The sequence below is a fragment of the Virgibacillus dakarensis genome, from assembly GCF_900155625.1.
In the GTDB taxonomy this organism is placed as follows: Bacteria; Bacillota; Bacilli; order Bacillales; family Amphibacillaceae; genus Lentibacillus_C; species Lentibacillus_C populi.
In genome coordinates this window covers 1375386-1387169 of the sequence record NZ_LT732553.1, presented here as the reverse complement: position 1 = coordinate 1387169, position 11784 = coordinate 1375386, and the positions used below count along the sequence as shown (strand labels likewise).

The window sequence follows — 11784 nt, the reverse complement described above, 5'->3', positions numbered from 1 at the left end:
GTATGATTTTAAATCGTTTGCATGGGGGTTATTACTGTATGGAAATTGGAACATTGCTTGTTTTAGAGACAAAAGACCCAGATGAGGAAGCAAACTGGGAGTTCAGATGTAAAGTTATCGAAAAAAATGAACATTACCTATTTATTGATTATCCTATTGATAATAAGACAAATAAGTCAGCTTTTATCCCGAAACATAAACCATTTACTGTAACGTATGTTGGCAGTGATCAATCCGTCTATTCATTCCCTTCTGAAATTGTTGCACAGGTAAAACTAAACGTTCCGGCACTTGCCATTCCTATGCCGGAAAAACAGCACATTAATCGAATCCAACGCAGGGAGTTTGTGAGGATTGCAGCTGCAATTGATGTGTCTGTTCACAGTTTGGAAACTTCATCCACACCATTTACGACTGTTACAAACGACATTAGTGGTGGAGGATTATCAATCGTTTTGCCTAAAGGTGTCACATTAACAGAAGGGGAAGGTCTTGACTTATGGTTTGTTTTACCCATGGAATCCGGAGATTATCAATACATAAATGCTCAATCCGAAGTAGTCCGGATGCTATTTTTAGAAAATACGGTGCAAACAGCTTCGTTAAAATTTACGGGCATAACCAAACAGAGCTGTCAGCAGATCATCCGTTTCTGCTTCGAAAGACAACGGGAATTAAGGAAAAAGGAATTACTGTAAACAGAAATTTCATATATGTTGACTAACTGATATTGCCGCTACCCGGGCACTTCCGCTTTTGCTCACATTATGTTATTATTTTTATAGTGTTTTACAATTAAATTTGGCTGTTGCCAGGTTTTTTAAGAGGATGTTCAAAAAGTCCGGTAAAAATGACACTTCGAGATAGGTGATCTTCGACTAAGTACCGACACGTCCTGTGTCAAACGTCGAAGTCACCACATCCTGTGGAAGCTCGTTGGCTTGCTTTTCCGCTCCTCATGTACTCTGGGATAAGGATCTTCTGCTAAAACCGCCCACGACAATCGCCAACAGCAGAAGTCAGTACCTCCTGTACAAGCCCGGTGCCGGGAGCTACGCCGCCTCGAACTTCGACGCACAGGACGTGCTAGTGTCGGCGTTGCAACAGGACGTTGCGACATTAGCCGACCTCGGTCCTTTTTATTCCTTTTTGAACACGCTCTTTAATTAGTATTACCGGGAAAATGAGGGGAATGACACCAATGGAGAAGCAAATCAAAATAGCAATTGACGGACCAGCTGCAGCAGGGAAGAGTACTGTAGCGAAGATCGTTGCCCGTGAGCTTTCTTACATTTATATTGATACAGGTGCGATGTATCGTGCTTTAACACTTAAAGCACTGGAAGAAAACATACAATTGGATGATGAAAGGCGTCTTGCCAATTTATTAGTACATACTGAAATAGATCTCATCCAAGGAGAAGAAGGGCAAAAGGTTTTGGTTAACGGGGATGATGTCACACGAGAAATTCGCTCATTGGAGGTTACCAATCATGTTTCACATGTTGCAAAACATCCAGGCATTCGGAAAGAGTTGGTGAAAAGACAGCAAAATCTGGCTGCAAGACGGGGTGTTGTTATGGATGGAAGGGATATTGGTACGCACGTACTTCCAAATGCGGAAGTGAAGATATTTCTCCTGGCAACTGTAGAAGAACGAGCAAAACGCCGATATGAAGAAAACATAAAAAAAGGCTTTACAACCAGTTTGGACGATTTAAAAAAAGAAATTGAACAACGGGACCTAATTGACTCAAAACGGGAGGCCTCCCCGTTAATTAAAGCCGCTGACGCTGTTGAAATAGATACAACAGCATTATCCATTAGTGAAGTTGCCGGTCTTATTTTGCGTGAAGTTGCCAAGGCGAAAAATTGATAAAGGGTGAGGGAACATGAGCCTTTATATTTATGTCCGAAATGAGGACATTGAAGGAATACCATCAGTCTGCTTTACTTGACAAATAATTGTAACTGTTGGAAGTTAGAAAGAAGAATATTTTTGTATGGTTGTGTATCTTAAGGAGGCATTGTGATGACTGAAATGAATCAGGAACGAACTGAGGTTGCGATTGGTGATGTGGTAACCGGGACCGTTGTAAAGGTAGAAGATAAACAGGTTTTGGTCGACATCGGATATAAAACAGAAGGAATCGTACCAATTAGTGAATTATCAAACCTGCATGTTGAAACAACAGGTGATGTTGTAAAAGAAGGCGATGAAATTACACTAAAGGTTAAAAAGTTAGAAGATGATGAAGTTATTTTATCTAAACGAGCTATTGATGCTGATGTTGCGTGGGACCACCTTGAAGCAAGCTTCCAGAACGGTGATATTTTAGAAACAGAGGTTAAAGAAGTTGTAAAAGGTGGACTAGTTGTTGATGTAGGGGTAAGAGGATTTATCCCGGCATCACTAGTGGAAACCTATTACGTGGAAGACTTTTCAGATTATCTTCATAAGCAATTAACTGTCAAAATCGTGGATCTGGACAAAGAACAAAATCGGGTTATCTTATCCCATCGTGCCGTCATCGAGGAGGAAACAGCTTCACGAAAGCAGCAATTATTACAGTCTTTGGAAGAAGGTCAAATACTGGAAGGTACGGTTCAACGTATAACCAATTTTGGCGTTTTCGTTGACCTTGGCGGAATTGATGGGCTTGTCCATATTTCCCAGCTGGCCCATGAACATGTCAATAAAGCATCGGATGTTGTTTCAGAGGGTGAAACAATTAAAGTGGAAGTATTGGCAGTTGATCGTGATAATGAGCGAATTTCCCTGTCACGTAAAAAAACACTGCCCGGACCTTGGGAAAATATTAATGAGCGTGTCTCGAAAGGTGATGTCCTTGAAGGAACGGTAAAACGGCTTGTAACCTTTGGTGCTTTTGTTGAGGTATTACCGGGTGTCGAAGGATTGGTTCATATTTCACAAATTGCTACTCGGCACATTGGAACACCGCAGGAAGTACTGGAAGAGGGGCAAACAGTTAAAGTAAAGGTTCTGGGTGTGAACGAAGACGAAGAACGCATATCACTTAGCATTAAGGAATTGGAGCATGAACAAGCTGCAGACAATTATAAACAATATGAAAAAGATGACGAACAATCCAGCTTCCAGCTCGGTGATGTTATTGGTCATAAACTTGATAAGTATAAAGATAATTAAGGAAGAAGTTCCCCCAATAATGGAGGAACTTCTTTGTTTAGGATAGCTTTCCATTAGCTATAATGCTAATGGTGGTGAGTTTAATTGACTAATGGGTTGTTGTTTTTATGGTTTGCTTGGATGTTGTGGATAATCGTTACATTTTTTATGAAAAAGGGAACAAAAAGAACCTATTTTGCTTGTATCATCCTGTTATTAATCAACTGTTCCAATACTACGTTGAAAATCGGCGACTATCATGTTTTGCTCTCGTTTATCGTCCTTTTGGCTGGATTATTATTTTTTCATTCGGTTGCTCAATCGTTTTATTTGCTGTTTTCTTCGTTTACGATCTGTTTAGGCTATACAGCTATTTTATTTTGGGAGCAAATTACGCCAATATGGATGTTTTTGCCCCGGGTTATCCTAATTCCGCTTACCCTTACTATCATCATTACGATCTTGACAAAACAATTTGAAAAAAGATTGGCAATTGGGTTAATTGGTATCACATGCGGAGAGATATACCATAGCTTTATTTTGACAAGCTATACGATACAGGAGGTCATCGGGGATAAGGCGTTTTTCGATATGATTTTAACATTCATTATGCTGCAAACGATTCTCGAAATACTGCATAAGGGAAAACTGGCAATATATACGTTTTCCCAAAACATTGGGCAACCATTACAGCCTGTTAAAAGCAAAACACGCAAAACAATGAATGGGTAACGTGATTGTACAGATACGGAAAAATATTGTTATAATCAGCTTCTTTTGCTAGAATTAAAAAAGCTGCAGCAGCTAACCGGAAATTACCTGCCGCAGAAGAAAGTGTAGAAAGGATGTTCCTTTCATGAGGAAATCTGTAGTTGCAATTGTAGGAAGGCCAAATGTTGGAAAATCAACTATTTTCAACCGTTTAGTTGGTGAAAGAATATCGATAGTAGAAGATATCCCAGGTATTACAAGGGATCGAATCTATGCTGAAGGAGAATGGTTGACATCAACATTTAATATCATTGACACTGGCGGAATTGAGATTGGTGATGAACCGCTGCTGGTAAAAATGCGTCAGCAGGCTGAGGTTGCCATTGATGAGGCAGACGTGATCATTTTTTTAGTTAATGGGCGGGAAGGGATAACTGCTGCCGATGAAGAGGTAGCCAAGCTATTATTTAAGTCCAATAAACCGGTCGTACTTGCTGTAAACAAAATTGACAATCCGGAAATGCGGGAGAAGATTTACGAGTTTTATTCCCTGGGGTTTGGGGAGCCATACCCTATTTCTGGTACACATGGACTTGGACTGGGCGACTTATTGGATGCGGTTGTCGATCTATTTCCGGAACAAGAATCAGCTGAAGCGGAAGAAGACACGATTTATTTCAGCTTAATCGGCAGGCCAAACGTCGGAAAATCCTCATTAGTTAACGCCATTTTGAACGAAGAACGTGTCATAGTAAGTGAAATCGAAGGAACGACACGAGATGCAATCGATACAAAATTACGTAAAGACAAGCAGGATTATGTCATTATTGATACTGCAGGGATGCGGAAACGCGGAAAGGTCTATGAAACGACTGAGAAATATAGTGTACTAAGGGCGTTAAAAGCTATCGAACGGTCTGATGTTGTTTTAGTACTAATTGATGCAGAAACAGGTATTCGTGAGCAGGACAAAAAAATTGCCGGCTATGCCCATGATGCAGGTCGAGCTATTGTAATCGTTGTTAACAAATGGGATACTGTGGTGGCAAACGAAAAAGCAATGAAGGAATTTGAAACGAAGATTAGAGCCCATTTTCAATTTCTGGATTATGCTCCCATCGTATTTCTCTCGGCAAAAACGAAAAAGCGTTTACACACATTGCTGCCTGCAATTGATTTGGCAAGCGAAAATCATGCGAAACGAGTACCAACAAATGTGTTAAATGATGTGATCATGGACGCACTGGCAATGAACCCGACGCCAACCATTAAAGGACGGCGGCTGAAGATCCTTTACACAACTCAGGTAGCAGCTAAACCACCCAGTTTTGTCGTTTTTGTTAATGATCCGGAATTAATGCATTTTTCGTACAAACGTTTTTTGGAAAATAAAATTAGAGATGCATTTGGCTTTGTTGGTACACCGATAAAAATTTTTGCTAGGAAAAGGCAATAGGAGGAGAGTTATTTTGGCAAAAGTCGCAGTATTAGGTGCTGGCAGCTGGGGAACTGCATTAAGTATTGTACTGGCGGATAACGGGCACGATGTGCGATTGTGGACCCACCGCAAAGAACAGGCTGAGGCAATCAATAGTACCCATAAAAATGAAAAATATCTGGAAATTATGATCCCGGAAAAGATTAACGCATATGATGATTTAGCGAAGGCAATTCAGGGTGTTTCAGCAATTGTCCTGGTTGTTCCAACAAAAGCAATACGTGACGTATGTGCTAGGCTGGACACCATTCTTGAGGAGAAAATAACACTGATTCATGCGTCTAAAGGGATTGAGCCTGAATCGTTAAAGCGGGTATCGGAAATGATTGCTGAAGAAATGGAAAAATATGCGTATGAAGATATCGTTGTACTATCCGGTCCAAGTCATGCGGAAGAGGTCGGTAAGCGGCAGCCCACAACGGTGACCGTTTCATCATTAAATGAGAAAAATGCCAAAATTACCCAGGATTTATTTATTAACGAGTTCTTCCGCGTATATACCAGTCCAGATGTTATCGGCGTTGAACTTGGCGGCGCACTAAAAAATATCATCGCGCTTGGTGCGGGAATTTCTGATGGGCTAGGATATGGCGATAACGCCAAGGCAGCGCTGATAACCAGAGGTTTGGCGGAAATTGCCCGGCTTGGGACATCACTCGGGGCTAACCCACTTACCTTCTTGGGATTACCGGGCGTAGGTGACTTGATCGTAACCTGTACAAGTGTCCACAGCAGAAATTGGCGTGCCGGGAATCTGTTAGGCAAGGGAAATAAGCTTGATCAAGTGCTGGATCAAATGGGTATGGTTGTTGAAGGTGTCAGAACGACAAGGGCAGCACACCAATTTGCCGCCAAACAGGAGATTGAAATGCCGATAACGAATGGTATTTATAAAATATTGTTTGAAGAAGCAAAACCAAAAGATGTTGTTGACCAATTAATGAACCGGACTAAACGGGAGGAAATGGATGATCTCGCCGTATTGCTGAGTAATCGATATGCTTAATAATCCGTTTTTGAACATCCTCTTTGTAATGTTTACGGGTCTTTTGCACACTCACTTTCACCGCCTCTTTGCATATAATATGATGAATTAACATTGCAAGGAGGCGAGCAAGTGAGCAATTTTCAAAAGAATCTATTCGATAAAATAAACCAAAAAGCAAATATTGATCCAAACGAAGTATATAAGGTAGCTGATTCGGTAAAAAATGCAGATTTTTCGGATGAAAAAACAGTCAGAAATCTGGTGCGAAGGTTGGCGAAAATGGCGAATAAACCATTGTCAAAAGAAAAAGAAAATAAAATTGTACAATCCATTACAAAGAATAAAATGCCAGCAGATATGCAATCGTTAAATCAATTATTCAAAAAATAACGTGAACTGGGCAAGTGAGGATACAAAGACAGAAAAACTTGCATAAAATAAATCGCACAAGCATTCATGGATAGAGGTGTTGTGGGTATTATTTAGTCAATCTGAGATGAAGTCAGCCCCCTTCATCTCAGGAATCTTTTAAAATCAATCCATATTTGTGGAGAACCTTTAATGCGTTAATTGTATTAAAGGTCTTTTCGTGCTATGGATAGTGACTCTATGGTATAATACGTTGTCAGGATATAAAAAGCGTTTTGCATTTTAGGAGTGAGTACATGTCAGTAGGCTTGATAAAAATGTGGATATCCTTTGCTGGTATCATCCTGCTTTTCATGGCAATCGGTCTGATCCTTTTAAGCAGGTACAAGCTAAGAGGCTTTTTTGCTGGAGTCGTATCGGTATTAGCCTATCTTTGTTTCATTTTAGGTAGTATTATTATATTTTATATTGTCTTTAGCGGGCCGACCTGATAGAGGGCTTAGGAGGATATGTCAATGAAGTATACATATATACGTGCATTTGGTGTTTTGTTCGCGGTAAGCCTTTTTTTAAGTGGCTGTTTATACCCGGATAACGAGCTTGCAAAAAACCAGGTGCCAAATGAAGATCAGTTGGAATTAGTCCAAAAATCTGTAAATGAATATCGTGAAAAAACAAACGGTTTAGTTCCAATCAAAACAAAAGAGCAGGACACACCGATTTTTCAAAAATATCTGGTTGATTTCACTGCTTTGAAGGAAAAGCATCTTTTAACCGAAATACCTGGGAATGCATATGAAAATGGCGGTGTTTACCAATACACACTAATAACACCAGAGGATAATCCCCGGGTCAAATTGATCGATTTACGCATAACTGAAACCATCCGGAAGGTAAGTGTACAATTGGACATTTACCGTAATGAACATTTATATCCTCCATACGGGGATCAAATTGCGAATGGGATATATAAATTGAACTATAAAAAGTTAGGTTTTGACAGTGAGCCAGTTGTTGAAAGCCCGTACTCGCAAAAAAACCTGCCGATTATCATGGATACAGAAGGAAAAATATATGTTGATTACCGGATGGATTTATATGAAGCCTTAACCGAGGGTAAACATGATTATAAGGAAGGAGACGATATCCGGTATCTATTGGCGGAAAACACGCCGTTCGTACCTGTATACTCCCTTCCATATACAGTACATGACGGAGAGCCTGTTTTTTTACATGTTAATAAATAAGCATATATATTCCCTTGTAACATATATTGTTGCAAGGGAATTTATTTGTTACCGTTTATTATTGCTGAATGAATCACGATGAGGTGTGTTTCAAAACTCCATGATCTCGGTCCTTTCTTATTACAAAACAATCCAAGCGTGTGGACGTAATATTATTTTACGCTTTTACACACTTTTAAGTCATATTTTGATAGGACAACATCATAGACTTGTAATGTCAATTATTCGTAGTTTGTTCATTAGTAAATGGTAATGGAGATCGGGAGGGGATCGTTTGGAAAGAGTTGATATTTTTAAAGATATTTCGAAACGGACGAATGGAGATATTTACTTAGGCATCGTTGGAGCAGTTCGAACAGGCAAATCAACCTTTATTAAAAAGTTTATGGAACTGGTTGTTTTGCCGGATATTGAAGATGAAAGTGACCGCAGCCGGGCGCTCGATGAATTGCCGCAAAGTGCTGCCGGGAAAACCATCATGACGACTGAGCCCAAATTTGTACCAAATAAGGCTGTGTCTGTTCATGTTGACGAAGGACTGGACGTAAACGTTAGACTGGTAGATTGTGTAGGATATGCAGTCGAAGGGGCGAAAGGGTTTGAAGATGAAAATGGGCCGCGAATGATTCACACTCCATGGTATGAGGAGCCAATCCCATTCCATGATGCTGCCGAAATAGGAACTAGAAAAGTAATTCAGGAACATTCTACGATAGGCGTTGTCGTTACCACAGATGGAACAATTGGTGAAATCCCTCGCAGTGATTATGTGAACGCTGAGGCAAAGGTAGTAGATGAATTAAAAGAAGTAGGAAAACCGTTCATCATGGTTGTGAACTCGGTCAGGCCATCCAGTCAGGAGACGGAGCTGCTGCGTCAGGAACTGGCGGAGAAGTATGATATTCCAGTACTGGCAATGAGTATTGAATCGATGACGGAGCATGATGTTCATAACGTATTACGTGAAGCCTTATATGAATTCCCGGTATTGGAGGTCAATGTAAATCTTCCTAGCTGGGTTATGGTATTAAGAGAAAATCATTGGCTCAGAGAGAATTACCAGGATGCAATCCAAACAACAGTCAAGGACATTAAACGATTAAGAGACGTTGATAACATAGTAGGACACTTTACAGATTACGACTATATTGACCGGGCAAATATTGCTGGAATGGAAATGGGCGATGGCGTTGCCGAAATAGACTTGCATGCGCCTGACCATTTATATGATCAGATCTTAAAAGAAATTGTTGGCGAGGAAATCCGCGGGAAGGATCACTTGCTCGAATTAATGCAGGACTTCGCACATGCAAAACGTGAATATGATCAAGTCTCGGGAGCACTGCAAATGGTGAAGCAGACCGGATACGGGATTGCCGCACCGAGCCTGGAAGATATGGTGCTGGATGAACCCGAAATTATCCGTCAAGGATCCAGGTTTGGTGTTCGGCTAAAGGCAGTTGCGCCTTCCATACACATGATTAAGGTCGAGGTAGAATCAGAGTTCTCCCCGATCATTGGAACCGAAAAACAAAGTGAGGAACTTGTAAGATATTTGATGCAGGACTTTGAAGAGGATCCGTTATCCATCTGGGAATCGGACATCTTCGGCCGCTCGCTCAGTTCAATTGTACGAGAAGGCATCCAGGCCAAAATCGCCATGATGCCGGAAAATGCCCGATATAAATTAAAAGACACACTAGAACGGATTATTAATGAAGGTTCAGGAGGATTAATCGCAATCATTTTATAGCAGCAATAGAGCTGCTATTTTTTTTTGGTTTTTAAACACGTACTTAAGAACCACATTTTTAAAATCTTTTTTTATAAAACAGCAGGAAATACTGAATTTACGTCGTATAGATATAATAGAACGAAATCCAGTTGGATAAGGAGGGATCACTATAAATTGGTAAAAAGCTGAAATAATTGCGACAAAATCCTGGTATTGGCCAAAAAATGCGGTTTTAATGTTGAATTTTGTTGCAAACTCAGTTATTATAAGCTTTGTCATCATGAAAAAGATGACATTAGAGTATAAAAGAAGGCAAATTGGTTAACAAATGAAACAAGAATTATTTATTTGTACCAATGTCGATTGAAACTTTGGGAGGAGGTGAATGTCATGAATAAAACAGACTTAGTCAATGCGGTTGCTGAAAAAAGCGAACTATCGAAGAAGGATGCTACAAAAGCTGTTGACGCAGTTTTTGAATCTGTCATGGATTCACTTAAAAAAGGTGAAAAAGTACAGTTGATTGGATTCGGGAACTTTGAAGTACGGGAGCGTTCAGCCCGTAAAGGCCGTAATCCGCAAACTGGTGAGGAAATCGAAATTCCAGCAAGTAAAGTTCCTGCATTTAAACCGGGAAAAGCCCTAAAAGATACAGTAAAATAATCGAACTACATAGGGCGGAAAAAGAGTGCGTTCAAGCGCACTCTTTTTCTATTTTCGCGTGAATTATAATAATGTATAAAATGATAACGGAGCATACATCATCCTGGTTAGCCTCGGAGCGCCTTCCTGCGGTTTTACTTCTTTGTATTCTTCCAGTATAGTATTGTATGATGTAGAAGGAATAGGGAGGGTTTGTATGGATAATGCAAAAACTGATTTTTTTGTTATAAAGGCATTGGAAGATGGCGTTAACGTAATCGGATTGACAAGAGGGTCGGACACACGGTTTCATCATGCAGAAAAGCTTGACAAAGATGAGGTTATGATTGCACAATTTACGGAGCATACATCGGCTGTCAAGATTCGCGGCAAGGCTATCATCCAAACAAGTCATGGTCAACTTGACAACAAGTAGCAATTCGTTGTTCCGCAACTTTTCACCAATTGTAGTCGATAACGATCCCGCCATCAGCCTAATATTCGAAAAAAGGAAGGAAAACTTTTACTGATGAAGTTTCACCTTATGAATTGCCTGGGAATTATGCTATAATGTCTGATGGAAAGTTCAATAGATGCAGGAGATAGACTCGGGGAATCATGGAGAAAGGGCTTAGGTGATGACATTTGAACACAACAGGTATGGAATTTGCACATATAAAAGAATTGATTAAGGATAAAATTCAACATACATATCTAGACAAATACATTAAAAAGCCCATTATTGATGAAGAGAAGCTATTTGTTCTATTATCGGTCATGAACCATACCACACTAACCGAATCCAAAAAAAGGGATTATATTATTACCACCATGCTCGTTCAGATTGCACTGGATACCCATGATTTAGTAGTAAAAACATCGAACTCTGATGAGGGAAAACAACAAAAACAAGAAAAACAATTAACCGTTTTGGCCGGTGACTACTATAGCGGTCTCTATTATGCACTGCTTGCGGAGGCTGGTGACTTTGACATGATTCATGTACTTGCATCCGCAATCAAAGAAATTAATGAATATAAAATGAAACTATATTACCTGGAAGCAGAATCCCTGGAAGTTTTTCTGCAAATAGTCCGGAAAGTAGAATCATTATTATTTGTACATACAGCGAAGTTCGTAAAGGAGGTTGCTGTAAAAAATTTGATAGAGGAATGGCTGTTAGTAAACAGGTTAATCCATGAAAAACAGCAATTTTATGTTAAGGGCTATTCCCCGTTATTGGATATCTGGTCTCATCAAAACGATTCAGAAGGTTATGCAGCACTTATAAAAAACGTTGATTCAATAATAAATAAATTATTAGGAACAATAGAAAAATCTGCCATGGAGCTTCCGGATTATTATCGTGATTTAAAAATGCATATCATAAACAGGATTAATGGGGATCCCACTATGGACACAATACATGTGGAAGAAGGGTAAATG

Annotated in this window: 13 protein-coding genes; all 13 read left to right on the top strand. The window is 39.8% G+C overall.

What is annotated here, in order from left to right:
- Positions 1–38: 38 nt before the first annotated feature.
- Positions 39–698 carry a flagellar brake protein gene (locus CZ382_RS06970; protein WP_159457771.1) on the top strand — a complete coding sequence of 220 codons (660 nt, stop codon included), beginning with the start codon at positions 39–41 and terminating at the stop codon, positions 696–698.
- Between the two features lie 503 nt (positions 699–1201).
- Positions 1202–1876 carry a (d)CMP kinase gene (cmk, locus tag CZ382_RS06960; protein ID WP_088050477.1) on the top strand — a complete coding sequence of 225 codons (675 nt, stop codon included), beginning with the start codon at positions 1202–1204 and terminating at the stop codon, positions 1874–1876.
- Between the two features lie 156 nt (positions 1877–2032).
- On the top strand, positions 2033–3169 hold the full coding sequence (gene rpsA / locus CZ382_RS06955) for a 30S ribosomal protein S1 (RefSeq protein WP_088050476.1): 1137 nt from the start codon (positions 2033–2035) through the stop codon (positions 3167–3169).
- A gap of 84 nt (positions 3170–3253) precedes the next feature.
- Complete coding sequence (locus CZ382_RS06950) at positions 3254–3880, top strand: YphA family membrane protein (protein WP_088050475.1); 627 nt, start codon at positions 3254–3256, stop codon at positions 3878–3880.
- A 124-nt stretch (positions 3881–4004) separates the two neighbouring features.
- Positions 4005–5315 carry a ribosome biogenesis GTPase Der gene (gene der / locus CZ382_RS06945; RefSeq protein ID WP_088050474.1) on the top strand — a complete coding sequence of 437 codons (1311 nt, stop codon included), beginning with the start codon at positions 4005–4007 and terminating at the stop codon, positions 5313–5315.
- A gap of 13 nt (positions 5316–5328) precedes the next feature.
- Positions 5329–6363, top strand: coding sequence for an NAD(P)H-dependent glycerol-3-phosphate dehydrogenase (locus CZ382_RS06940; protein WP_088050473.1), 1035 nt, complete (start codon positions 5329–5331; stop codon positions 6361–6363).
- 111 nt (positions 6364–6474) lie between these two features.
- Positions 6475–6735 (top strand): stage VI sporulation protein F, encoded by a 261-nt coding sequence (locus CZ382_RS06935; protein ID WP_088050472.1) that lies wholly within the window; start codon positions 6475–6477, stop codon positions 6733–6735.
- Positions 6736–7010: 275 nt separating this feature from the next.
- Positions 7011–7205, top strand: a complete 195-nt coding sequence (locus CZ382_RS06930; RefSeq protein WP_088050471.1) for a DUF2768 domain-containing protein — start codon at positions 7011–7013, stop codon at positions 7203–7205.
- Between the two features lie 24 nt (positions 7206–7229).
- Positions 7230–7961 (top strand): hypothetical protein, encoded by a 732-nt coding sequence (locus tag CZ382_RS06925; protein WP_088050470.1) that lies wholly within the window; start codon positions 7230–7232, stop codon positions 7959–7961.
- A gap of 274 nt (positions 7962–8235) precedes the next feature.
- Positions 8236–9714 (top strand): stage IV sporulation protein A, encoded by a 1479-nt coding sequence (spoIVA, locus tag CZ382_RS06920; protein ID WP_088050469.1) that lies wholly within the window; start codon positions 8236–8238, stop codon positions 9712–9714.
- A 372-nt stretch (positions 9715–10086) separates the two neighbouring features.
- Entirely contained in the window at positions 10087–10359 is a 273-nt protein-coding gene (locus CZ382_RS06910; protein ID WP_088050467.1) for an HU family DNA-binding protein, read from the top strand.
- A 196-nt stretch (positions 10360–10555) separates the two neighbouring features.
- A complete protein-coding gene (mtrB, locus tag CZ382_RS06905) occupies positions 10556–10774 on the top strand; it encodes a trp RNA-binding attenuation protein MtrB (protein WP_088050466.1) in 219 nt (72 codons plus the stop codon).
- Between the two features lie 209 nt (positions 10775–10983).
- Positions 10984–11781 (top strand): heptaprenyl diphosphate synthase component 1, encoded by a 798-nt coding sequence (locus CZ382_RS06900; protein WP_088050465.1) that lies wholly within the window; start codon positions 10984–10986, stop codon positions 11779–11781.
- Positions 11782–11784: the final 3 nt, after the last annotated feature.

Coding starts and splice junctions, on each gene's coding strand:
- CZ382_RS06970 (WP_159457771.1), top strand. CDS start 39: ATGGAAATTGGAACATTGCTTGTTTTAGAGACAAAAGACCCAGATGAG.
- cmk (WP_088050477.1), top strand. CDS start 1,202: ATGGAGAAGCAAATCAAAATAGCAATTGACGGACCAGCTGCAGCAGGG.
- rpsA (WP_088050476.1), top strand. CDS start 2,033: ATGACTGAAATGAATCAGGAACGAACTGAGGTTGCGATTGGTGATGTG.
- der (WP_088050474.1), top strand. CDS start 4,005: ATGAGGAAATCTGTAGTTGCAATTGTAGGAAGGCCAAATGTTGGAAAA.
- CZ382_RS06930 (WP_088050471.1), top strand. CDS start 7,011: ATGTCAGTAGGCTTGATAAAAATGTGGATATCCTTTGCTGGTATCATC.
- CZ382_RS06925 (WP_088050470.1), top strand. CDS start 7,230: ATGAAGTATACATATATACGTGCATTTGGTGTTTTGTTCGCGGTAAGC.
- CZ382_RS06910 (WP_088050467.1), top strand. CDS start 10,087: ATGAATAAAACAGACTTAGTCAATGCGGTTGCTGAAAAAAGCGAACTA.
- mtrB (WP_088050466.1), top strand. CDS start 10,556: ATGGATAATGCAAAAACTGATTTTTTTGTTATAAAGGCATTGGAAGAT.